The sequence below is a fragment of the Methylophaga sp. UBA3603 genome (genome assembly GCF_002375335.1).
Classification (GTDB): domain Bacteria; phylum Pseudomonadota; class Gammaproteobacteria; order Nitrosococcales; family Methylophagaceae; genus Methylophaga.
Map to the genome: position 1 here is coordinate 21,881 of NZ_DFMC01000009.1, position 21,592 is coordinate 43,472.

Annotated in this window: 27 protein-coding genes and 1 riboswitch; of the genes, 17 read left to right on the forward strand and 10 right to left on the reverse strand. The window is 45.0% G+C overall.

Translation table 11 applies throughout. The features are described from left to right. Window positions 1–58 precede the first annotated feature (58 nt). Window positions 59–164, reverse strand: a riboswitch (TPP riboswitch). 111 nt (window positions 165–275) lie between these two features. From B4F66_RS07295 to B4F66_RS07305, 3 genes are all read right to left on the reverse strand, one after another. Next, window positions 276–848 (reverse strand): SRPBCC family protein, encoded by a 573-nt coding sequence (locus B4F66_RS07295; RefSeq protein ID WP_292411293.1) that lies wholly within the window; start codon window positions 846–848, stop codon window positions 276–278. Window positions 849–932: 84 nt separating this feature from the next. Beyond that, window positions 933–1,853: an HTH-type transcriptional regulator CysB gene (gene cysB, locus B4F66_RS07300; RefSeq protein WP_292357767.1), complete on the reverse strand. Its 921-nt coding sequence runs from the start codon at window positions 1,851–1,853 to the stop codon at window positions 933–935. 81 nt (window positions 1,854–1,934) lie between these two features. Beyond that, a complete protein-coding gene (locus B4F66_RS07305) occupies window positions 1,935–2,285 on the reverse strand; it encodes a hypothetical protein (protein WP_292357769.1) in 351 nt (116 codons plus the stop codon). Between the two features lie 248 nt (window positions 2,286–2,533). Between B4F66_RS07305 and B4F66_RS07310 the strand changes: the two genes are divergently transcribed. The 5 genes from B4F66_RS07310 to B4F66_RS07330 all read left to right on the forward strand — a co-directional run bounded on the left by B4F66_RS07310 (window position 2,534) and on the right by B4F66_RS07330 (window position 7,567). Then, a complete protein-coding gene (locus tag B4F66_RS07310) occupies window positions 2,534–3,334 on the forward strand; it encodes a sulfite exporter TauE/SafE family protein (protein ID WP_292357771.1) in 801 nt (266 codons plus the stop codon). Window positions 3,335–3,364: 30 nt separating this feature from the next. After that, entirely contained in the window at window positions 3,365–4,063 is a 699-nt protein-coding gene (locus tag B4F66_RS07315; protein WP_292357773.1) for a phosphoadenylyl-sulfate reductase, read from the forward strand. Window positions 4,064–4,075: 12 nt separating this feature from the next. Further along, the gene (cysD, locus tag B4F66_RS07320) at window positions 4,076–4,978 is read left to right on the forward strand and encodes a sulfate adenylyltransferase subunit CysD (RefSeq protein ID WP_292357774.1); all 903 of its coding nucleotides are present in this window, start codon (window positions 4,076–4,078) and stop codon (window positions 4,976–4,978) included. 114 nt (window positions 4,979–5,092) lie between these two features. After that, window positions 5,093–6,523: a sulfate adenylyltransferase subunit CysN gene (gene cysN / locus B4F66_RS07325; RefSeq protein WP_292357776.1), complete on the forward strand. Its 1,431-nt coding sequence runs from the start codon at window positions 5,093–5,095 to the stop codon at window positions 6,521–6,523. Window positions 6,524–6,799: 276 nt separating this feature from the next. After that, window positions 6,800–7,567, forward strand: coding sequence for an EAL domain-containing protein (locus B4F66_RS07330; protein WP_292357778.1), 768 nt, complete (start codon window positions 6,800–6,802; stop codon window positions 7,565–7,567). Between the two features lie 36 nt (window positions 7,568–7,603). On the opposite strand, the gene B4F66_RS07335 is transcribed toward B4F66_RS07330, so the two are convergent. Beyond that, on the reverse strand, window positions 7,604–8,143 hold the full coding sequence (locus tag B4F66_RS07335) for a DNA-deoxyinosine glycosylase (RefSeq protein WP_292357779.1): 540 nt from the start codon (window positions 8,141–8,143) through the stop codon (window positions 7,604–7,606). A 4-nt stretch (window positions 8,144–8,147) separates the two neighbouring features. After that, window positions 8,148–8,591: a DUF3465 domain-containing protein gene (locus B4F66_RS07340; protein WP_292357780.1), complete on the reverse strand. Its 444-nt coding sequence runs from the start codon at window positions 8,589–8,591 to the stop codon at window positions 8,148–8,150. 405 nt (window positions 8,592–8,996) lie between these two features. On the opposite strand from B4F66_RS07340, the gene B4F66_RS07345 reads away from it, so the two are divergent. From B4F66_RS07345 to B4F66_RS07375, 7 genes are all read left to right on the forward strand, one after another. Further along, window positions 8,997–10,655 (forward strand): nitrite/sulfite reductase, encoded by a 1,659-nt coding sequence (locus B4F66_RS07345; RefSeq protein WP_292357781.1) that lies wholly within the window; start codon window positions 8,997–8,999, stop codon window positions 10,653–10,655. Then, a complete protein-coding gene (locus B4F66_RS07350; RefSeq protein WP_292357783.1) occupies window positions 10,639–11,121 on the forward strand; it encodes a DUF934 domain-containing protein in 483 nt (160 codons plus the stop codon). The genes B4F66_RS07345 and B4F66_RS07350 overlap by 17 nt, the downstream gene beginning before the upstream one ends. Window positions 11,122–11,133: 12 nt before the next feature. Continuing rightward, window positions 11,134–12,009, forward strand: coding sequence for a symmetrical bis(5'-nucleosyl)-tetraphosphatase (locus tag B4F66_RS07355; RefSeq protein WP_292357785.1), 876 nt, complete (start codon window positions 11,134–11,136; stop codon window positions 12,007–12,009). A gap of 69 nt (window positions 12,010–12,078) precedes the next feature. Continuing rightward, a complete protein-coding gene (ribH, locus tag B4F66_RS07360) occupies window positions 12,079–12,561 on the forward strand; it encodes a 6,7-dimethyl-8-ribityllumazine synthase (RefSeq protein ID WP_292357787.1) in 483 nt (160 codons plus the stop codon). Beyond that, window positions 12,562–13,023, forward strand: a complete 462-nt coding sequence (gene nusB, locus B4F66_RS07365; RefSeq protein WP_292357789.1) for a transcription antitermination factor NusB — start codon at window positions 12,562–12,564, stop codon at window positions 13,021–13,023. A 47-nt stretch (window positions 13,024–13,070) separates the two neighbouring features. After that, a complete protein-coding gene (gene thiL / locus B4F66_RS07370; RefSeq protein ID WP_292357791.1) occupies window positions 13,071–14,045 on the forward strand; it encodes a thiamine-phosphate kinase in 975 nt (324 codons plus the stop codon). After that, window positions 14,029–14,517 (forward strand): phosphatidylglycerophosphatase A family protein, encoded by a 489-nt coding sequence (locus tag B4F66_RS07375; protein ID WP_292357793.1) that lies wholly within the window; start codon window positions 14,029–14,031, stop codon window positions 14,515–14,517. The genes thiL and B4F66_RS07375 overlap by 17 nt, the downstream gene beginning before the upstream one ends. A 35-nt stretch (window positions 14,518–14,552) precedes the next feature. Here the strand turns inward: B4F66_RS07375 and B4F66_RS07380 are convergent, their stop codons facing one another. Genes B4F66_RS07380 through moaB form a run of 5 tightly spaced genes read right to left on the reverse strand, consistent with a single transcriptional unit; the run spans window position 14,553 to window position 18,386 of the window. Then, window positions 14,553–15,488, reverse strand: coding sequence for a carbohydrate kinase family protein (locus tag B4F66_RS07380; RefSeq protein ID WP_292357795.1), 936 nt, complete (start codon window positions 15,486–15,488; stop codon window positions 14,553–14,555). 4 nt (window positions 15,489–15,492) lie between these two features. Then, window positions 15,493–16,641: a ribonuclease D gene (rnd, locus tag B4F66_RS07385; protein WP_292357797.1), complete on the reverse strand. Its 1,149-nt coding sequence runs from the start codon at window positions 16,639–16,641 to the stop codon at window positions 15,493–15,495. Between the two features lie 37 nt (window positions 16,642–16,678). Then, entirely contained in the window at window positions 16,679–17,569 is an 891-nt protein-coding gene (locus tag B4F66_RS07390) for an alpha/beta fold hydrolase (RefSeq protein WP_292357799.1), read from the reverse strand. Between the two features lie 53 nt (window positions 17,570–17,622). Continuing rightward, window positions 17,623–17,874: a glutaredoxin family protein gene (locus B4F66_RS07395; RefSeq protein WP_292357801.1), complete on the reverse strand. Its 252-nt coding sequence runs from the start codon at window positions 17,872–17,874 to the stop codon at window positions 17,623–17,625. Next, window positions 17,871–18,386, reverse strand: a complete 516-nt coding sequence (moaB, locus tag B4F66_RS07400) for a molybdenum cofactor biosynthesis protein B (protein WP_292357802.1) — start codon at window positions 18,384–18,386, stop codon at window positions 17,871–17,873. Before moaB ends, B4F66_RS07395 begins: the two co-directional genes overlap by 4 nt. 94 nt (window positions 18,387–18,480) lie before the next feature. Between moaB and B4F66_RS07405 the strand changes: the two genes are divergently transcribed. The 5 genes from B4F66_RS07405 (at window position 18,481) to B4F66_RS07425 (ending at window position 21,564) form a co-directional block, all read left to right on the forward strand. Further along, window positions 18,481–19,161, forward strand: coding sequence for a YiaD family glycine zipper/OmpA-like lipoprotein (locus B4F66_RS07405; protein WP_292357804.1), 681 nt, complete (start codon window positions 18,481–18,483; stop codon window positions 19,159–19,161). 37 nt (window positions 19,162–19,198) lie between these two features. Further along, a complete protein-coding gene (rlmB, locus tag B4F66_RS07410) occupies window positions 19,199–19,927 on the forward strand; it encodes a 23S rRNA (guanosine(2251)-2'-O)-methyltransferase RlmB (protein WP_292358134.1) in 729 nt (242 codons plus the stop codon). 103 nt (window positions 19,928–20,030) lie between these two features. Next, a complete protein-coding gene (gene rpsF, locus B4F66_RS07415; protein ID WP_292357805.1) occupies window positions 20,031–20,375 on the forward strand; it encodes a 30S ribosomal protein S6 in 345 nt (114 codons plus the stop codon). A gap of 15 nt (window positions 20,376–20,390) precedes the next feature. Further along, window positions 20,391–20,618 carry a 30S ribosomal protein S18 gene (gene rpsR / locus B4F66_RS07420; RefSeq protein WP_292357806.1) on the forward strand — a complete coding sequence of 76 codons (228 nt, stop codon included), beginning with the start codon at window positions 20,391–20,393 and terminating at the stop codon, window positions 20,616–20,618. Between the two features lie 37 nt (window positions 20,619–20,655). Then, window positions 20,656–21,564 carry a YybS family protein gene (locus tag B4F66_RS07425; RefSeq protein ID WP_292357808.1) on the forward strand — a complete coding sequence of 303 codons (909 nt, stop codon included), beginning with the start codon at window positions 20,656–20,658 and terminating at the stop codon, window positions 21,562–21,564. Window positions 21,565–21,592 lie beyond the last annotated feature (28 nt).

The window sequence follows — 21,592 nt, forward strand, 5'->3', positions numbered from 1 at the left end:
TATCCTTTTTAAATTCTTAAAAAGAACAGGGGATCACGCCATTTGCATTGATCTAGCAAGAAGGGTTTGCCGCCTGTCCCTACGCCAGTATTATCTGGATCAGGTTCATCGGGTCTTCACCAACTGGTGAATCTCAGGCCTTTCGACCACCCCGAGGCTTGTATTAGCAAGTAGGTGAAATATACAGAAAAAAGTGATGTTTTCCCATCTTTGATTGTTCAGATGATACAAAAAAAGGCGTCCGAAGACGCCTTAAAGTTCAAGTTACTACTGACTTAATTTTCAATTTTGGCTTTTAAAGTGTCTAGGCCTGAACGGAAAATACCTTCAATAGCATTGGTAGCCGTTTCGTCATTTAATTCTTTAGGCTCATGATGTTTGCCGGTATAGCCACGGAAAAATTTGGCCAACCAGGTGACCTTGGTTTGGTCGCCTTCAGCTTCTACAGTTAACCAGGCTTTATACTTACTGACAGGCACTGCAGGGATATCATGCATTTCGCCTTCAATATCAACCTGTCCAACCGAACTCATTTCATCAATCTGATACATAAAGCTCATGGATTCTTCGTCAAACTTTTTCAACGTTTCAGTGATGGTTGAATCATTTTTAAGGGTTAAAACGCGTGTCGCGCCAGGTTCATTCCCACCTTCTGCTTTAGTAGAAATAATGGCTGGGTGCCATTTATGCAGGCTGTCGAAATCTTTAACCATGTTCCACACCGTTTCAGCATCAGCATTAATCAACACCGTTTCTTCAACTTGCAGACGTGAAGCGCCATGAGCAAATACCAGCGCAGGTAACAGGAATAAGCCTGTTACCAGAACTTTCAATACAGCTTTCATCATATTTCCTTCTTATATTTCATTTGTAATGCCAACATTTAGCCCAATTAAACTACCATCACCTTCCGAAATGCTAAAGGGAAAAATTCACAAAGCGATCGCGTTCTGAATAGTTGAGCGTTGCAGATGGGGAGCAAAAAACTCAATAAAAGCATAACTGTAACCGCGAAGATAACTGCCTTTACGAATTCCCATGTGGGTCGTACTTGGTTTAAATAAACCACTGGCATCCAATGCCTGTAAAGGAGCATCTTTTACTGGATCAAATGCCATGCTGGCTATAATGCCAATACCAAGGCCCAATTCAACATAGGTTTTAATTACATCAGCATCAGTGGCGGTAAAAATAACGTTAGGTTTAAGACCACGTTCAATAAAAGACTGATCCTGTTGCGCGCGACCGGTAAAGCCCATTACGTAGGTCAGTATTGGATATTGTGAAATAGCCTCAAGAGTGAGTTTTTTTTCATTCAAAAGCGGATGCCCCGGTGGCGTAATCACGGTACGATTCCATTCGTAGCAGGGCAAAATCGCCAGATTATCAAATTTTGATAATCCCTCGGTTGCTATCGCCAGGTCCACTTTACCGGTGGCCGCCATTTCAGCAACTTCAGGTGGAGTACCTTGCACCATATTTAAGTGCACGTCGGGATATTGTTCTGAAAAGGCCTTGATAGCTTTTGGCAGAGCATAACGTGCCTGAGTGTGTGTGGTGCCGATTGAAAGTGTGCCTTTTTTCTCATGACGACTGTCAGCCGCCTGTTCACGTAAATTGTCTACTTCCTGTAACACCCGCTCAGCCATGGCAATAACGGATTCTCCCAGCGGTGTGATAGCCGATAAACGTTTCCCATGTCGTTCGAAGATTAGCAGCCCCAGCTCATCTTCCAGTAACTGAATCTGGTTACTTACACCTGGCTGAGAAGCATGCAGTGCCTGAGCCGCTGCAGAGATACTGAGGCCACGACGAGCCACTTCGCGAACATATTTCAATTGTTGCAACTTCATCCGCTATATCCGTAATTATTATTAGTAAGAGTAAATATATAAGTTTTTAGTGATAAAAGACCAGTTATGGTGCGTTACGTTTTACATTTCAATGATTGGAACACCTTGCTGAGGAAGCTGGAAAGGCACAGTTGTTTGATACTGTTCGCTTTCAGCCATAGATTCACCTTCCCGGGTTAAAATATTTTGCATCTCAGACTGTGCCAGGTATTCACATTTATCTTGAAAACACACTTTTATGGCCAAAGTGAGTGGATCTGCATTTTCTATAACCTCATTATCAGAGGTTTCCGGCGCTTGAATCGAAGCCGGTGGAAAAATAATCTGTGCAGGCTCAAACACCCGGTTTGAATCGGCAGGATTAATAAAAAAAGATGTTATCAATGCAGAACATGCTGCTGTCATAACTAACAAGATTCTATAAGTTGTCATCTTCAGCCTCTCATCCCAGAGTGGAGTTGGAGTTAGAGCTTCGTCTATACACCGTGAAAGAAATGTGAACAATTAGCAGTGTCAGTCAATTTAGGTTAAGGCTATGTTAAAGATTGGCTCTCAGTTCAAATGGCAAGGATTTCTTTATATTCTCATAAGTTATATAGATAGAAAATAATATTCATTGATTGAATATTGCCAACTGGTAAACTTGCTGCAAACTAAGCAGGGTAAAGGTCAATTTATTAATGGAATGGGGTTATTTGCTGGCAGGCCTGGGCGTAGGCATTATGGTCGGGATGACAGGCGTTGGTGGCGGATCGTTGATGACCCCAATTCTGATTTTTGGGTATGGTATCCAACCTGCAATCGCTGTAGGGACAGATTTATTGTTTGCGGCAGTAACTAAAGCAGGTGGTATCTGGGCTTATTGGCGTCATGGCGTGGTGCATTGGCGTGTGGTCTGGCGGCTTGCTGCAGGGAGTCTACCAGCTACCTTGCTGACTTTATGGTTTCTCAGTGCAACCGGTGTTCATGAAGGTAAGCACAATGATCTGATAACGGTTGCTCTGGGCATCGCTTTGATTTTAACGTCTAGTGCATTACTGCTGAAAAACTGGCTGGCCGGGATAATGAAAGCACGTCAGGGGCATCCTTTAGTGAATTATCTATATCGTTTACGACAGGATGAAGCCTTGAAGGCGCCGGCAACCGTCATTATCGGTGCTTTGTTAGGGGTGATGGTGACATTATCTTCGGTAGGGGCCGGCGCATTGGGAGCGGTTGTTTTATTATTTCTTTATCCGAAGATGCGTGGTGTCGAAATTGTGGCAACCGATATCGCACATGCTGTTCCTTTAACGGCAGTGGCCGGATTAGGCCATTCTGCAGTGGGCACGGTAGATTGGTCATTATTATCTTATTTGCTGATGGGATCGTTACCAGGCATTTATATTGGCTCACATCTGGGGGTGAGAATCTCAGATAAGATTTTACGGCCGTTGCTGGCAATCATTTTATTAATGGTTGGGATCAAATGTTTGCTTTAACAAACTAAACGAATGAAAAAGTAATTCAAAATGACAGAAATTAATGAAAAGCTTCAACTGAAAATTGATGCTGTAAAACAGTTGCTGGAGCAGATTGAGGCTGATTATAGCCCTGCAGTCTTGGCGACCAGTTATGGCGCTGAAGATATGGTGTTAATGGATTTGATTGCCAAATTTGCACCGCAAATCGGCATCTTCACTTTGGATACAGGTCGACTGCCCAAAGAAACCTATGATTTAATGCAGCAGGCTAAAAAGCACTATCAGCTTGAGGTTGAGGTTTATTATCCCGATACCCTGAGTATTGAACAGTTTGTGACACATAATGGACCAAACGCATTTTATGACAGTGTCGACCTGCGAAAACAATGCTGTGGAATACGCAAAGTTGCACCGTTAAATCGTGCTTTGGCTGGTAAAAAGGCCTGGCTGACGGGAATGCGTCGCTCACAGTCGGTTACTCGAAATGAGTTACCGGTATCTGAATGGGATGCAGACCATGAGTTACAGAAATTCAGTCCACTGACGGACTGGTCAAATGGCGAAGTATGGAAATATATCCGCGCTTTTGATGTTCCATTTAATGAATTACATAATCAGGGATATGCCAGTATTGGCTGTGCGCCATGTACCAGAGCGATTACCCCAGGCGAAGATATCCGGGCTGGTCGCTGGTGGTGGGAAAATCCTGAAACCAAAGAATGTGGCTTACACGTAAAGGCTAAGTAACAGAGAAAAATTATGACTGAAAAACAACTGACACACTTAAAACAGCTCGAAGCCGAAAGTATTCATATTATGCGTGAAGTGGCCGCTGAGTTTGAAAATCCGGTCATGCTATATTCAATTGGTAAGGATTCTGCTGTCATGCTGCATCTGGCCATGAAAGCATTTTATCCAGGCAAGCCGCCATTTCCGTTGATGCATATTGATACCACCTGGAAGTTTCAGGAAATGGTCAGGTTCCGTGATCAGCGCGCAAAAGAGCTGGGATTGGACCTTATCGTACATACCAATCAGGAAGGTGTTGAAGCGGGTATCAACCCATTCGACCATCCTCGCTATACAGACATCATGAAAACGGATGCTTTGAAACAGGCGCTGAGTAAACATGGCTTTGATGCGGCTTTTGGTGGTGCTCGACGAGATGAAGAAAAGTCTCGTGCCAAAGAGCGTGTATATTCATTTCGCGATAAAAACCATCGCTGGGATCCTAAAGCACAACGCCCTGAGCTATGGAACATTTACAACAGCAGAGTTAATAAAGGTGAAAGCATTCGTGTTTTCCCGCTGTCGAACTGGACAGAGCTGGATATCTGGCAATACATCTATCTGGAACAGATACCGATTGTACCGCTGTATTACGCCGCCGAGCGTCCAGTGGTCAATTACAATGGCCTGACCATCATGGTCGATGATGACCGTATGCGTATCCCGGAAGGTGAAAAAATCCGGATGGAAAAAGTCCGTTTCCGCACACTGGGCTGTTATCCACTGACCGGTGCGGTGAAATCCGATGCCGATACCTTGCCAGAAATCATTCAGGAAATGCTACTGACAACAACTTCTGAACGTCAAGGACGGGCCATCGATCATGATGAAGCCGGCTCGATGGAGAAAAAGAAACAGGAAGGTTATTTCTGATTTTGTTGGTGAAAGGATTATTAAGTTCCTTTCTAACCAATAAATAGAATTGAATACGATGCTCAAATTGATTGGCATCTTGACCCGTAAAGATAATTAAACCAGGCACTCAACATGACATATGAAACTGATGCGCTGATTGCGACCGATATCGAAGCCTATCTCAAACAACACGAAAACAAGGAACTGCTGCGTTTTTTGACCTGCGGTAATGTGGATGACGGTAAAAGCACGCTGATTGGGCGATTGTTGCACGATTCCAAAATGATTTATGAAGATCAGCTGGAAGCAGTGACACGTGACAGTGTCAAATCCGGAACCACAGGAAATCAGGTTGATCTGGCTTTATTGGTAGATGGTTTACAGGCCGAACGTGAGCAGGGTATTACCATTGACGTAGCGTATCGTTATTTCTCTACGACCAAACGTAAATTTATCATTGCCGATACACCAGGGCATGAACAATATACCCGTAATATGGCCACCGGTGCGTCAACCTGTCAGTTGGCGGTTATTCTGATTGATGCCCGTTATGGTATGCAGACGCAGACCCGCCGCCACAGTTTTATTGCTTCATTGTTGGGTATTAAACATATCATCGTGGCCATTAATAAAATGGATTTGATGGATTTCAGCGAACAGGTGTTTAACGATATTCGCAAAGCGTATAGCGAATTTGCCCGTGAACTGGAAATTGAAGATATTCACTTTGTACCGATGTCTGCCTTGAACGGTGATAATGTAGTAAACAGAAGTGAAAACATGTCTTGGTATCAGGGCAGCACCATGATGGAGCTGCTGGAAAATATCGAGATTGGGAAAGATGCCAATACCGAAGACGCGCGTTTCCCGGTGCAATATGTCAACCGACCGAATCTGAATTTCCGTGGCTACTGTGGCACTTTATCAGCCGGTATCCTTAAGCCGGGAGATGAAATCACAGTATTGCCTTCGGGTAGAGAAAGCAAAGTAAAAGCATTGGTCACTTACGACGGTGAACTGGATCATGCCGTACCGGGTGAATCAATTACCGTTACCCTGCAGGATGAAGTGGATGTCAGTCGTGGCGATATGATTGTGCATCGTGATCATCAGCCACATGTATCCAGTCGTTTTAAAGCCATGGTTGTATGGATGACAGAGCAACCACTGGTGGCTAATAAACAATTTAACATCAAGGTCGGCGTTTCTGACAGTACAGGTGTCATGACACAAATTGATCATCAGATTGATGTAAATACGCTGGCGCATAATGTTGTGACTGAGCTGAAACTCAATGAAATCGGTTTATGTGAATTTTCATTAAATAAACCTGTTGTGTTTGATGCATATAAACGTAATCGTACCACCGGTGCATTTATTATTATTGATCGTCTGACTAATGTTACGATTGGCGCTGGCATGATTACTGAAGCCATTAGCGGCATCACCAATGATACTGCAACTTCAACTGATATCACTGCATTCGAGGTTGAATTGAACGCCTTAATCCGTAAGCACTTCCCGCATTGGGATGCCAAAGATATCAGTGATCTGCTGAAGTAAAATCCAAATAAATCAGGCCGTGCTTGCGGCCTGATTTTATGATCAATTGTTCTGCAACAATTACTAAAACTCCCGCTTTTGAATCATTCAAATCCCGTTAAATTTTTCCGTTACATGGATGCGGTTTGCTTTATGTTATTGAAGCCTTCCTTCATTTTTGCAATCTTGTACAGGATTGTTAAAGTTACTTTGTAAATTTTTTGCGAATAATGTGAACCGGTTTGAGTAGCAGTCAGTGATTTAGGTTACATTCTGCGGAACCGGGATTGGTGAATAATGAAAGAACAAGCAGATTTTCGAAAGATAGGTTGTGGTGAGTGTTTAAACAGTGGTTTATTGGGCTTCGATTTTTCGATGGCATTCCAGCCGATAGTCAATACAACCAGCCAAACGGTTTATGCACAGGAGGCTCTTGTTCGAGGCTTGGAAGGACAGGGGGCCGGTCAGGTTTTTGAGAACGTTAATCAAGATAATCGCTATCGTTTTGACCAGGCCTGTCGGGTCAAAGCCATCAAACTTGCAGCAGAGCTCAATATTCAGAGCAAACTCAGCATCAACTTTATGCCCAATGCGGTTTATAAACCCGAACTGTGTATAAGGACAACGCTGGAAGCAGCTGAAATTTACAATTTTCCCATCGAACAGATTATTTTTGAAGTAACTGAAGGTGAGCAGATAAATGATCACGCTCATCTGCAGGATATTATCCAGTCTTATCAGCAACAGGGCTTTATCACGGCGATAGATGATTTTGGCGCCGGTTATGCAGGTTTGAACCTGCTGGCAGATATGCAGACCGATCTGGTGAAGCTGGATATGGCCCTGGTGCGCAATATTCATAACGATAAAGTCCGGCAGACCATTACTCGCGGTATTATTGCGGTTTGCGATGATTTAGATATTACCGTGATTGCGGAAGGTATCGAATCTGCAGATGAACTGCACGTTTTGCAAGAGATGGGAATTGAACTATTCCAGGGATTTTATTTTGCCAGGCCAAGTTTTGAATCTTTAGCAACAGTATCATCCGATTGGTGGCGCTAGGGCTTGCTGATCTTTCATATCCACCACTGTTGGCGGCTATGAAGGGGTAATAGCCCCTGATAAGGCCTGATGCCAAATCCGTTGTTTTGTTTCATAGTTCATAGCGGCATGGGCAGGACTGGTGGAGGGTAGCCTGTGGAATAACGGTGAAATTCTCGCAGCTTCCAGTTGTTTTGCCACATAGCGTTTGAAGACCTGTTCTGCTTTACCACCATTAAAAAAGATTTGTGTTACTGATGGATGAAGCTGCAGAAAAGCCACAAAATCATTAGCAATCATTGACTGCGTTTCAATATTTTGATCCAGGCTCCCCGGTCGATAACAACTTTTCAACACATCCCACACAGCAATCTGCTGCTGTTTTAATAACTCACAGCGTTGTGAATAGTCTAACTTCTCCGAGTGACCATAAAGCGACGTAATGATTGGCCAGAACGCATTGCGTGGATGGGCGTAATAACGCTGCTGTTTTAATGATTCCAGCCCTGGCATGGAACCGAGAATAAGGATTTTCGGTGTTGTGCCAATAATTGGTGGAAAGCTGGTGGCTAGTTCCAGAATTTGATTGTTTTCCATAGCCTTACTGATAGAGCCTGTCCTGATGTCTTATCCAGCCATGCGGATGACGGTTGGCCGGATCATGATGGGTCCAGTGAATTAAGCCGCCCTTATCATTCCAGATATATTCACCGTAAACACGGACTTCATCACCTTCTCTGATATCGTCAATTCTGGGTGCCAAATCGATATTGTGAACAATTAACAGGGTTTGTCCGCTGGCTAATTCAATAATAAAACGTTGATGTCGACTACCGTCGTTGTCGTCGGAAAGTAGCCGGGTGACTGTACCCGACACCTCAATTTGAACATCACTTTGCCGTTGTTCAATGAGCTGTTCAATATTACTGGCCGTTGCGGGGGGATTATTCTGCGGTGCGGGCTCATAAAAACTGCCCATAAAGATCAGAATGGCAAAGCCAAATATGATCCACACTCGTTGTTGCATACGCTTTGGTTTAGACATTATCGATTTGCTCCGCCAATAGCTCAATCCAATAGTTTACTGGCTGTTGTTTAGCAGAAAGGTGCAATTGACACCCAATATTCGCCGTAACCATTTTATCTGGTTGCGTTGCTTACAGTGCAGTAAGTTTTTTTGCGTAATATGGCACATCTCAAATCTGTGGTGTCGGCAAATCCCCATCAGTCCGACCGGTCTGGAAGCGAAGCTTTTATCGCAGAAGGTATCGGTTTTCAGATATATTCATCCTCCCAAGCTATTGTTATCGTCGATGAATCATGGACTGACTTGGTTAGCTTTAGTGGCTTTTTGGGCGGCAATTAATAACGATATAGCCATTTATAATTTCCTGTTATATGTCGTCATCGTTATAATGTGCGGTCCATTGAAACCGTTTAGAGACCATAAATGTATCAGTACGATAAGTATGATCAAACGATGATAGATCAGCGGGTAGCTCAATTTCGCGATCAGACCCGTCGTTTTCTTGCCGGTGAATTGACTGAAGAGCAATTCCGTCCGTTACGCCTGATGAATGGTTTGTATATTCAAATCCATGCTCCGATGCTGCGAGTCGCTGTTCCTTACGGCATGATGTCATCCCGTCAGGTTCGTAAAATTGCAGAAGTTGCACGCCGTTATGATAAAGGCTTTGTGCATTTCACTACACGACAGAATTTTCAAATGAACTGGCCCAAACTGGAAGATGTGCCAGATATTCTGGCGGAGCTGGCGACAGTCCAGATGCATGCCATTCAAAGCAGTGGTAATTGTATTCGTAATACCACTTCGGATCAGCTCGCCGGGGTGAATGCCAATGAAATAGAAGATCCACGCCCATGGGCTGAGATGATTCGCCAATGGTCTACCTTCCACCCTGAGTTTGCTTATTTACCGCGCAAATTTAAAATTGCTGTTGTAGGCTCAAAAGAAGATCGTGCAGCAACCAAGTTGCATGATATCGGTTTGCATCTGGTAAAAAATCACGAAGGCGACGTTGGCTTCGAAGTCCTTGTAGGCGGTGGTTTAGGTCGTACACCAATCATTGGTGAACAGATTCGTCCTTTCCTGGAAAAACAGGATCTATTGTCATATCTCGAAGCCATAGTGCGTGTTTATAACCGCCTAGGTCGTCGTGATAATAAATATAAAGCCCGTATCAAGATCACGGTTCGGGAACATGGTATTAACCACATCCGCGAATTGGTCGAGGCTGAGTGGGTACATATTCGCGATCAGTTAAAACTGGATACAAAAGAAATTGAACGGGTAAAACAGTATTTTACTGAGCCGGCTTATGAACGGGATGCGGCTGATTCTGATAGCAGTTTTGCTGATTTAGTCGCGCAAGATAAAGAATTTGCCCTTTGGGTTAAACAAAATACTGCCGACCATAAAGTTCCAGGTTACAGTGCGGTCTATGTTTCATTGAAAAAACCGGGCCAGGCTCCAGGTGATATTACTTCCGAACAACTTGAAGTAGTAGCAGATTTAGCGGATGAATTCAGCTTTAGTGAAGTGCGTTCCACTCACACTCAAAACCTGGTGTTTGCCGATGTGAAACAAGCGGATTTGTATGCCTTATGGCTGCGCCTCAATGCAGAGGATTTGGCTACACCAAATATTAATACTCTGACCGATATTATCTGCTGTCCAGGACTGGATTATTGTGGTCTGGCCAATGCGACTTCAATCCCGTTATCCAAAGGGATTGCTCAACGGTTTGATGATTTGGATTATCTGCATGATCTGGGTGATATCAAAATCAAGTTTTCTGGCTGCATGAATGGCTGTGCCCATCAAAGCGTGGGGCATATAGGTATTCTGGGCGTCGATAAGAAAGGCGAAGAGTGGTATCAGTTTACTCTGGGTGGAAGTTCAGAAGCAGATGCGTCACTTGGTGAGCGTCTGGGCCGGGCGATTCCAAAAGCGGATGTGGTCGATACTGTTGCCCATTTATTGGATGCTTATATCGATCTGCGCCATGAAGATGAGAGCTTCCTCGCGACGGTACGACGTGTTGGCGTAGATCCTTTCAAGGAGCGTGTTTATGCAGAAGATCATTAAAGATCGCGAGATCGTTGACGACAATTGGCAGCATCTTGATGATGAAGCTGCATTGGTTGCTGGCAACATTACGGTTTCAATAACCCGTTGGCAGGAACAGCACGAAACGTTGAGCCAGCATGAAGGTGGTCTGGGCATTCGGCTTTCCGGCGACGACCCACTTGAGGAAATTGTGCCGGATTTGGCTCGTTTTCAACTGATTGTACTGTTATTTCCAGCATTTACTGATGGACGTTGCTATTCCTACGCCCGTCTGTTGCGTGACAGGTACCAGTTTAAAGGTGAAATCCGTGCCCAGGGTGATGTGCTATACGACCAGCTGTTTTATATGTCGCAATGCGGTATCAACAGTTTTGAACTGGCCAACCCTGACCATCTGACGCAAGCCCTGGCGGCATTCGATGATTTCAGTGACAGTTATCAGGCAACAGTGCTCAGACCTGTTCCGTTATACCGTCGCCGTTAATTCGTTAATCCTATGGCTGTCTATGCAATTGGTGATGTTCAGGGATGTTTTGATGAGCTGATCAAATTACTTGAGGTTGTGAGATTTGATCCGCAGCAGGATCAAATCTGGTTAGCTGGTGACCTGGTTAATCGTGGTCCAAAATCGTTAGACACCCTCAGGTTTGTGCGACAGTTAGGTGAGCAGTCAGCAAAAGTCGTATTGGGCAACCATGATTTGCATATGCTGGCCCACGCTGCGGGAAATAATGAATTCACTCATCGGCTGGATACCATTGAACCGGTTTTGACCGCTGAAGACAGTGATGAATTGATTAACTGGTTACGCCAACAACCCTTGTTTTATCATGATAGGGAATTACAGTTTTCAATGGTGCATGCTGGCTTACCTCCTGAGTGGAGCATCGATGAGGCATTGGAAAGAGCCGCTGAAGTCGAATCGGTGCTTCAATCAGACGACTGGCGTGAATTTTTTAAACATATGTATGGCAACAAACCCAAGCGCTGGTCTGCTGAGTTAACCGGCTGGGATAGATTACGCTTCATTACCAATTGTTTTACACGTCTGCGATACTGCAATGAAGACGGCAGCCTGGCGCTGAAATTCAAAGGCGCGCCCAAGGATAAACCAGAGGATCAGAAGCCTTGGTTTATGATGCCCAATCGCGCCAGCGTCAATGACAAAATAGTCTTTGGCCATTGGTCACAACTGGGCACCGGTCAGTATGACAATCTGTTTTCATTGGATAGTGGCGCGGTCTGGGGCGAGCAATTAACGGCTGTGCGAATTGATCAAACGCCTTATCAATGGACGGTTGTTGAAGCTGATGCCGATGGATTACCGCATACTGGCAATAAAACGGCTGCTGAAAAACAGCGCTGGCTGTAACTGACTGTTAGGCATTCATTTTTAAACACAGTACAATATCTTTTTTTTTCTTTTGGACATTTCTGAAATATGAGCAATATCAAAACCTTTTCAGGTGACTTTTCCGCAAAAGGCATACGAGTAGGTATCGTTGCAGGCCGTTTCAATGATTTTATTGTTGATAATCTGATTGCCGGTGCAGTAGATACATTATTACGTCATGGTGCTGCGGAAAAAGATATTGAAATTGCCCGCGTTCCTGGAGCCGTTGAAATCCCGCTGGCTGTGCAACGTATGGGTAAAACAGGCAAGTATGATGCAATCATTGCATTAGGTGCGGTGATTCGTGGTGGTACTCCGCATTTTGAATATGTCGCTGGGGAATGTTCAAAAGGGCTGGGCCAACTGACGTTGCAATTGGATATTCCAATTGCTTTTGGTGTGTTGACTGTTGATACCATCGAACAGGCGATTGAACGTGCTGGCACTAAAGCCGGTAATAAAGGTGCTGAAGCAGCGATGGGCATGATTGAAATGGTTAACGTGTTGCGCCAAATCGGAGCTGCCAAGTAAATGGCTGGTGGACTGCCCCGGACTCAGGCTCGACGTGCTGCCGTGCAAGCGCTTTATCAATCTTTGGTCAATAATCAGGCTCCTGAAAAAGACACGATGGATTTTGTCATGGCGGAATACGCCAATAAAATCGACAAAAACTATTTTCAACTTCTGGTGGAAGGTGTTACTAAAGAAATCGATACCATTGATGCCGAACTGACCCATGCGGTAGACAGAAGTTTAGCCACTGTTGACCCTGTTGAGATTTCAGTATTACGTCTGGCCGTTTTTGAATATATGCACCGTCCGGATATTCCGTATCGCGTGGTCTTGAATGAAGCCGTTGAACTGGCCAAATCATTTGGGGGTGAACAGGGCCATAAATACGTTAACGGGGTTCTCGATAAAATGGGCGCCCGTTTACGCCAGCCAGAATATCAGGCTGCCAAAGCCGCTCGCGCTCAGAAAAAAGCGAATTGATTAACTGCCCCGAAAAGATAAAATCATCCAGACGGGGCTTTTTTTGAATGAAACCTTCTCCCGAATTTTCACTGATTCAGCAGTATTTCCATGCGTTAACGACTCATCGCGAAGATGTGATTGTGGGGATCGGTGATGATTGTGCCGTTTTAAACAATCCTCAGGATACCTATACGGCAGTTTCAATTGATACCTTGGTACAAGGCATACATTTTTTTGCCGATGTTGATCCGTATCGTCTGGGTATCAAAGCTCTGGCTGTCAATCTCAGTGATCTGGCCGCTATGGGTGCTCAACCTGCCTGGTTCACTCTGGCCTTAACCTTGCCTGAAATCAATGATGACTGGTTAAAACAGTTTTCAGCCGGCTTGGCATATATCGCTAAAAAATATCAAATCCAGCTGGTGGGCGGGGATACCACCCGTGGTCCATTAACCATTACCATTCAGGTGCATGGGCATGTAGCCAAGCAAAATATATTGCAGCGTAGTGCTGCTGAATCAACCGATTTGATTTGTGTAACCGGATGTCTGGGGGATGCCGCCGCAGGGCTGCAGTTTAGATTGGGGCAACTAGAAACAGGATTGTTAACTGATACAGATTTTGAATATCTATTACAACGGTTGGAAATGCCGACACCGCGTAATCAAATAGGTCAGCAACTGGTCGGCAAAGCACATGCGGCGATTGATATTTCAGATGGTTTATTGGCTGATTTGAATCATATACTTAATGCGAGTGGAAAAGGGGCAAAGCTGGATATATCTGCTTTACCATTTTCTGATGCCTTAAAAAAATTGCCCACAGAAATGGCAACGCAACTGGCTTTGACGGGTGGTGATGATTACGAATTATGCTTTACCGCGACGGCGGGCAATGTGGCGAAACTTAAACAACAGTTTCCTGAGATGATTCAAGTGATTGGTGAAATCACTGAAGATGTAGGTATGTTTTATCAGAATGCCCAAGGTGAATGGCAGGCATTCTCAGAAATAAAGGCAGGCTATGACCACTTCGCATAATAAGGTCACTTTTTCACAGTTGCTCAAAAGACCAGCCTGTTTGCTGGCCTATGGCTTTGGTTCGGGATTATCCCCCAAAGCACCGGGCACCATGGGTACATTAGTCGCATTACCCATCTACTGGTTGATACAAGATGTCGGGCTGTTAAGTTATTTACTCATTACGGTAGTTGCTTTTATCGCCGGGATCTGGATTTGTCAGCAAGCAGTAAATTGGCTTGAAAAGGACGATCCTTCTGCTGTGGTATGGGATGAAATTGTTGGTTATCTGGTGACGATGATTGCCGCGCCAGCAGGTTGGCAGTGGATGCTTTTGGGCTTTGTATTGTTCAGATTCTTTGATATCTGGAAGCCATGGCCAATATCATGGGCCGACCGTAAATTACATGGTGGTTTTGGCATTATGCTGGATGATGTAATCGCTGGCGTGTTAGCCGCGTTTATATTACAGCTTAGCTATTATTTGCTCTGAAACTGCCAGATTGCAGTCTCAGAGCTACAATGTATTTAACTTAATTGCATACCAAAGTTCTGTTCAAACCGTTCAGCAAAACTCTGACTAGTAAATTGATGATTCTGCGTGCCATGTTGTTCAATTTTAATGGCGCCCAATAACGAGGCGATACGCCCAGTCATTTCCCAATCCTTGCCATGCAAAATACCGTGTAATAATCCTGCACGATAAGCATCCCCACAACCAGTTGGGTCTACAACTTTTTCAGCTTTAGCACATGGGATATCTATACGTTTACCTTCTGTGTAGATGTGTGAGCCCTGAGCGCCACGGGTAATGATTAATGCTTCAACAAGTTTGGCTATTTCTTCGGGTGGCAGACCAGTTCTATCTTCAAATAACTGGGCTTCATAATCATTCAAAGCAATATACGTTGCCTGTCTGGCAAATTGCAGCAGATCTTCACCATCAAACATCGGTAAACCCTGACCCGGATCAAAAATAAATGGAATGCCGGCATCCGCAAATTGCTGGGCATGTTGAATCATGCCATCACGACCATCTGGAGCGATAATGCCCAGCTTGATATTTTGCGCTTCGGTGATTTTGGTTTCATGAGCCAGGTTCATTGCCCCGGGATGAAAAGCAGTGATCTGATTATCATCAATATCGGTAGTGATATAAGCCTGTGCAGTGAAATGATCGTCTTTAACATGCACATGACGACGGATAATCGAAAATTTATCCATCCAGGCCGCATAGGTAGCGAAGTCGCTGCCCACTGTTCCCATCGGTACTGGCTCATCACCCAACAGTTTCATATTGAAAGCAATATTACCGGCACAACCACCAAATTCACGGCGTAATTCAGGTACAAGAAACGCCACATTCAACATATGCACTTTATCAGGCAGAATGTGATTTTTAAATTGGTCTGGAAAAACCATAATATTGTCGTAGGCAAATGAGCCACAGATAAGTACCGACATGTTGCTATACCTCTTTTGTATGAATCTGTTGTGCATCAGCAGTAACTGACAGATGACCACTGATAAAATCAGTCAGGTGATGGCCAACGATTTGATATCGCCAGCCATTTAATAAAGTAAGATCTTTATCCCCACGTACCAGCTTTTCAATGTCTTTACGGCTGGCCACGGCAATTGGAGTGATCGATTGCTCATCACAGAATTTGCGTAATAATGCCATCAATGCATCAATCAGAGCTTCCTGCTGATTGCTCAGTGGTTCAGGTTTAAGCAATATTGGCCATTGTTCGGGCGGAGTTTGTTTGGCTTTGCTGATAACGTCAATAATAGCTCGACCACTGCGTTCAATATCACGCGCTTCAAGCCCACGGATTTGACTGAGTTTTTCCGGTTTTTCAGGGGCAAATCTTGCCAGATCCAGCATCACTTCATCTTTGAGAATCCAACGCCTTGGGCGATCCCGCTCCATTGCGCGCTGTTCACGCCATGCTGCCAGTTGCTGTAATATGGCCAGTTGAACACCTTTTAATTTACCCGCGCCACGAATTTTGCGCCAGATTGTTTCAGGATCAGCAACGTAATTATCTGCATTGGACAGGGCGGCAAAATCTTCTTTAAGCCATTCCGTACGCTGTTGTTTTTCCAGATCGGCAGACATTTGATGATAAAGCTCGCGCAGATAACGTACATCATCTGCTGCATATTCCAATTGTTCAGGACTTAATGGACGCTGTGTCCAGTCGGCTCTGGAATGGGCTTTATCAAGGCTGACGTCAAGACGTTGTTTAACCAGGTTGCCATAACCAATCTGATCGCCATCCCCCAGGATAGTCGCGGCCAGCTGGGTATCAAACAGATTTGGTGGAAGGGAATTTTTTAACAGATACAGCAGTTCCAGATCCTGCCGGGCTGCATGAAAAACCAGTGTTATATCCGGTTGATAAAGTAAATCCAGCAAAGGAGTGAGATCTTTTATAGCGATGGGATCAACACAGGCAATGGTATCGTCATTGGCAATCTGGATCAGGCACAACTGGGGATAATAGGTTTTTTCGCGAAGGAATTCCGTGTCAATGGCCAGCCATTTGCTGTGCTGAATTTCCGAGCAAAATTGTGTTAACGCAGCATCCGAATCAATGTAAAGAACAGTCATGTTATCCAGCTAAAAAAAGCGCTCAGTATAACTGTTTTTAAAGGATATTGCGGGCGTTCGCCTGGGTCAGCACCTTTTCTATGGCTTCAATGATGATTTCGGGTTGTTCATGGGGAATCGCATGACCACTCTGATGGGCAAACATATGTTGGCTGATGGGCGATAAATGCGTGAGATCCTGCTGCAGATTAATCCAGGTTTTTTCGCGTTGCTGCATTACCAGATCCCCATACCATTCAGGTTTACCGCGACTGATGACAATCAGCGGCACGACAGGCATAGCAGAATTCTGTTGAACTTGAACTGCGCTTTGTTCGAGAGCAGAAATTTCTGCTCGGGCAGCATGAAATGCTCGTTCACGTAACATTGGTGGCTTATTGGCATGCGCCATGCTGTCAGTCGATTTGGGCAAAATCATAATCGTACCGCGGCGATTGAAATTATTAGGCAGTTTAATTTTAAACTGGTTGTATTGATCTTCATGCGATGCGTCAACCAATACCATGCCGGCAACCATATCCGGATTGTTAGCGGCAAAGATACGAATATTGTATCCACCAAATGAATGTCCAACCAGAATATATGGAGCAGGTATATCGGCTTCCTCTAATAAGATTTCCAGTTCTTGTGCAATTCTATTGCTGGTTCTGGGCGCAGGACCAAAATCACTCCAGCCATAGCCGGCACGATCAAATATACAAATCCGGGAATTTTGAGAAATTGCCTGCTGAATTGGCAGCCAGTCAGTAGAATCATCGCCAAGCCCTACATCCACCAGAACGGTTGGACTTCCTGAGCCAGTGCAATTGATGTGTAACTGGTAACCTCCCACGTCATAACGTTGGCCCGGGATAGCCGGAAATTCGGCGGCAATTATTGGTGTCGAAACAGACCAGAAAACCAAAAGAGGCCAGACTAACGCTTTCATCAAGTGACTCCGGAGCGATTAACTTACAGTAAAGTTAAGAGCGGTGAGTCGACTTAAAGTTCCAGATCTGCAGCAGCAATTTTCTGCAGAATATCTTGCTGTGTGAAGGGCCAGTTCAATTCACTATCGTCAGAAAATTTAATCACCGGGATGCGGATGCCATATTGCTCTACCAGCTGATCATCATCACCAATTTCGATAATCTGCAATTGAATGTTGTCAGCAGCTGGTAAGTTATGAACTTGCTCCACCGCTAATTCGCATAAATGACAACCAGCGGTAGAAAATAATTGCAGTTGAATCATGTCTCACGCAATCGTGGGATGAGTTCAACAAAATTGCAGGGACGATGCCGAACATCCAGTTGGTATTGTAAAATATCATCCCAAGCGTTTTTACAAGCGCCTGAAGAACCAGGCAGACAAAAAATAAACGTGCCATTTGCCACGCCGGCTATTGCTCTGGATTGCACAGTCGATGTGCGAATAATGTCATAGGAAATCTGCCGGAACAGCTCACCAAAACCGGTGATTTCTTTATCAAATAAAACACTGACAGCTTCCGGTGTGCCATCTCTACCCGTTAGTCCTGTGCCACCAGTGGTGATAATAACGTCCACCTTTTCGTCACATATCCATTGCGAAATAACAGAACGTATCTGATAAATATCATCTGTAACAATCTTTTTGTCAGCCAGCTCATGGCCTGCAGCAAGCAAACGGTCTTTTAAGGTTTTTCCTGATACATCATCGGATTCAGTCCGGGTATCTGAAACCGTTAGGATGGCAATTCTGACAGCAATAAAGTCACGGTCCATGAGCAGTGGTTCTCGTATGTAAAGATTAAAAACAAGTATAGTCACCATATGACGTAGGGTCTAGAATGCAACGCAATAGTGAGGAGTCATAACAATGAAAAAAGTTTTATTAGTCTCAGCAATCTCAACCGCAATCATGATGTCTGGTTGTGCCGCAGATGATCCTAACATGCGAACTAAGCGTGGCGCTGCCATTGGCGCAGCTGCAGGATCAATAATCGGGTACGCGATTGATGATGGAGCTGGTGGTGTTATTGCCGGTGCCGCAGTAGGTACTCTGGCAGGTGCAGGTGTTGGTCGATATATGGATAATCAGCAGCGTGAAATGAATCAGGCGCTGGCCGATGAACAGGCGCGCAATGAATTGCAAATTCAACAATTGCAGGATGAATCCTTAAAAATTGATATTTCTAATGAAGTCTCTTTTGACTTTGACAGCTCAGCCATCAAACCTGCCTTTGAACCGACTCTGAATAAAGTCGCTGATGTGTTGCAGCGTTATCCGAAAACGATAATTCATGTCATTGGACATACCGACAGCAAAGGTTCAGAAAGTTATAATCAGCAACTTTCTGAACGCCGGGCGCAATCGGTAACAAACTACTTTGCGTCACGAGGTGTGCTGAAAGAACGTCTGGTACCAATGGGCCGTGGTGAACTTGAGCCGCGAGCCACAAATGATACCGAAGCCGGGCGACAGTTGAATCGTCGTGTAGAAATTATTGTTAAACCTATTGTTGAGGGACAGGAAGCTGAAGCCTACCAAACGCCGTAAAGGCACATCAGAAAGAAATCAGGCACCATCTCAGGATTTGATTTTTGGTTTACATGCGGTACAGGCGGCTCTTGAGTCGCCTGTTTCACGTGTGGCCGAAATCTGGGTGGCTGACGAACGCCATGATCAACGTGTGGAGACCATTTACAAGCTGGCTGGCGATCAGGGGATTCGTTTACATAAAACCCAACGTCATCAACTGGATGATATGGTGCCGGAAAGTCGTCATCAGGGCTGTGTTGCCCGCTGTCATCCATTAGCTGTGTTGGATGAAACGGATCTAGACACAATACTGGATAATTTACAGCAAACACCGTTTTTGTTGATTCTGGATGGTGTCCAGGATCCTCATAATCTGGGCGCATGTCTGCGTACCGCGGAGGCGGCCGGAGCGCATGCCGTGATTGCACCCAAAGATCGTGCCTCAGGGTTAACGCCGACAGCAATCAAAATTTCCAGTGGTGCTGCTGAGCGCCTGCCGTTTATTCAGGTGACCAATCTTGCGCGGGTATTAAGGGATCTGCAGCAAAGAGGGATCTGGCTGGTCGGCACATCTGGGGAGAGCGAGTTAAGTCTTTACCAAGCCGATCTCAAGGGGCCGTTAGCGATCATCTTGGGAGCTGAAGGGCAGGGTATTCGCAGGTTGACCAGAGATCATTGTGATCAGGTTATGTATATCCCGATGCAGGGAGCCGCCGAGAGTCTCAACGTATCTGTTGCTGCAGGCGTCTGCTTATTTGAAGCGGATCGTCAACGCCGCTTGTGAGCAGGTAGTAAAATAAAGTAAAATGCCAGATTGCCTTTGATAGGTAAAACTCCTTGCTTTCTGAAATTTTTCAGCAAGCTGTATAAACCGTGAGGAGCTCAAATTGAGACATTACGAAATCGTGTTTCTGGTCCACCCTGATCAGAGCGAACAAGTGCCCGGTATGATCGAGCGCTATACCCAAACTTTGACCGCTGCTGGTGGTCAGGTTCACCGTCTGGAAGACTGGGGCCGCCGTCAATTGGCCTATCCAATCAACAAAGTTCACAAAGCACATTATGTGTTGATGAATGTTGAATGTGATGTTGAGCAATTGAACGAAGTCACAACTGCTTTCCGTTTTAATGATGCCGTTATCCGTCACCTTGTTGTCAGCATGGACGAAGCTGTTACAGAAGCTTCTCCTATGATGCGCAAAGACGACGAAAAACCCGCTTCAAAAGCCTAATCAGGAGATATCACGATGGCACGTTTTTTCAGACGTAGAAAATTTTGTCGTTTCACCGCTGAAGGTGTGAAACAAATCGATTATAAAGACGTAAACCTGCTTAAGAATTTCGTTACTGAAACAGGCAAGATCGTTCCAAGTCGTATTACCGGTACTAAAGCTCGTTTCCAGCGTCAGCTGTCAACTTGTGTCAAACGTGCACGGTTTCTGGCATTGCTGCCTTACTGTGACATGCACAAGTAATTTAGCTTTTCAGTTGTAAGGTTAAGATCAAAATATTATGTTGCGGGGAATCGCTGATTTTGCAATGAAAGGTCGCTGGCAGGCTGCTTTGGCAGCTGCTTTGCTATCGGTCGCTGCAATGTTGCTCCCACCACTCAATTATCTCGCTAGCGGGGTAATTGTGCTGGCCACATTACGTGTAGGCCCTCAAGAAGGCCTCCGGGTAATGGCCGCAACCTTGGTAGTGTTTGCTGCCGTCGCCGGACTGTTATTCGGACAACTCTGGATTGCATTGGCGTTATTGCTGACCAGTTGGTTACCGGCTTATCTGGTGACCCTGGTGCTGGGATACAGTCGTTCTTTGGAACGGGCGCTTCTGGCTGCGGCCGGAGTCGGTATTCTGGTGGTACTGATATCACATATCTTTTTGCCTAATCCGGCATTGTGGTGGCAGGAAATGCTGACACCATTTGTTCAATTACTATCTGAACAATCCGGTTGGCAGATGAACGCCACAGAAACGCAAAACTTTCTGGTACAAATGGCCAGCATGATGACCGGTCTGATTGCCGCAGCAGTAAGTGTCAATATTATTCTGGGCATTTTGATTGGCCGTGCATGGCAAGCCTCGTTATATAACGAGGGTGCATTTGGCAGTGAGTTTACTCAAATTACTCTGGGTAAAACACTGGCGACTGTGACAGCCGTCTTGATGGGGCTTTCCCTGACTGGAATGGCGGGGTCTTTGACGTTGCTGGTTGATTGTTTACCGGTGCTGTTAGTGCTTTTTGCATTACAAGGTATTGCGGTTGCACATGCAATCGTTCGATTGAAACAAAAGTCAGTCGCCTGGTTAGTCGTAATGTATGTGCTGATGGTGTTAATGCTGCCACAAATGATGATTTTAACTGCCACACTGGGCATATTGGAACAATGGTTTAATTTTCGCAAACGCGCAATCGCGTAACGCGGTTATTTTATAAGCAGTCTGAGAC

Coding starts and splice junctions, on each gene's coding strand:
- B4F66_RS07350 (WP_292357783.1), top strand. CDS start 10,639: ATGCAGAAGATCATTAAAGATCGCGAGATCGTTGACGACAATTGGCAG.
- B4F66_RS07295 (WP_292411293.1), bottom strand. CDS start 848: ATGATGAAAGCTGTATTGAAAGTTCTGGTAACAGGCTTATTCCTGTTA.
- B4F66_RS07345 (WP_292357781.1), top strand. CDS start 8,997: ATGTATCAGTACGATAAGTATGATCAAACGATGATAGATCAGCGGGTA.
- B4F66_RS07390 (WP_292357799.1), bottom strand. CDS start 17,569: ATGAAAGCGTTAGTCTGGCCTCTTTTGGTTTTCTGGTCTGTTTCGACA.
- B4F66_RS07340 (WP_292357780.1), bottom strand. CDS start 8,591: ATGTCTAAACCAAAGCGTATGCAACAACGAGTGTGGATCATATTTGGC.
- cysN (WP_292357776.1), top strand. CDS start 5,093: ATGACATATGAAACTGATGCGCTGATTGCGACCGATATCGAAGCCTAT.
- ribH (WP_292357787.1), top strand. CDS start 12,079: ATGAGCAATATCAAAACCTTTTCAGGTGACTTTTCCGCAAAAGGCATA.
- B4F66_RS07425 (WP_292357808.1), top strand. CDS start 20,656: ATGTTGCGGGGAATCGCTGATTTTGCAATGAAAGGTCGCTGGCAGGCT.
- rpsR (WP_292357806.1), top strand. CDS start 20,391: ATGGCACGTTTTTTCAGACGTAGAAAATTTTGTCGTTTCACCGCTGAA.
- thiL (WP_292357791.1), top strand. CDS start 13,071: ATGAAACCTTCTCCCGAATTTTCACTGATTCAGCAGTATTTCCATGCG.
- B4F66_RS07405 (WP_292357804.1), top strand. CDS start 18,481: ATGAAAAAAGTTTTATTAGTCTCAGCAATCTCAACCGCAATCATGATG.
- B4F66_RS07355 (WP_292357785.1), top strand. CDS start 11,134: ATGGCTGTCTATGCAATTGGTGATGTTCAGGGATGTTTTGATGAGCTG.
- B4F66_RS07375 (WP_292357793.1), top strand. CDS start 14,029: ATGACCACTTCGCATAATAAGGTCACTTTTTCACAGTTGCTCAAAAGA.
- B4F66_RS07310 (WP_292357771.1), top strand. CDS start 2,534: ATGGAATGGGGTTATTTGCTGGCAGGCCTGGGCGTAGGCATTATGGTC.
- B4F66_RS07380 (WP_292357795.1), bottom strand. CDS start 15,488: ATGTCGGTACTTATCTGTGGCTCATTTGCCTACGACAATATTATGGTT.
- B4F66_RS07305 (WP_292357769.1), bottom strand. CDS start 2,285: ATGACAACTTATAGAATCTTGTTAGTTATGACAGCAGCATGTTCTGCA.
- B4F66_RS07315 (WP_292357773.1), top strand. CDS start 3,365: ATGACAGAAATTAATGAAAAGCTTCAACTGAAAATTGATGCTGTAAAA.
- moaB (WP_292357802.1), bottom strand. CDS start 18,386: ATGGACCGTGACTTTATTGCTGTCAGAATTGCCATCCTAACGGTTTCA.
- cysB (WP_292357767.1), bottom strand. CDS start 1,853: ATGAAGTTGCAACAATTGAAATATGTTCGCGAAGTGGCTCGTCGTGGC.
- nusB (WP_292357789.1), top strand. CDS start 12,562: ATGGCTGGTGGACTGCCCCGGACTCAGGCTCGACGTGCTGCCGTGCAA.
- B4F66_RS07330 (WP_292357778.1), top strand. CDS start 6,800: ATGAAAGAACAAGCAGATTTTCGAAAGATAGGTTGTGGTGAGTGTTTA.
- cysD (WP_292357774.1), top strand. CDS start 4,076: ATGACTGAAAAACAACTGACACACTTAAAACAGCTCGAAGCCGAAAGT.
- rnd (WP_292357797.1), bottom strand. CDS start 16,641: ATGACTGTTCTTTACATTGATTCGGATGCTGCGTTAACACAATTTTGC.
- B4F66_RS07395 (WP_292357801.1), bottom strand. CDS start 17,874: ATGATTCAACTGCAATTATTTTCTACCGCTGGTTGTCATTTATGCGAA.
- B4F66_RS07335 (WP_292357779.1), bottom strand. CDS start 8,143: ATGGAAAACAATCAAATTCTGGAACTAGCCACCAGCTTTCCACCAATT.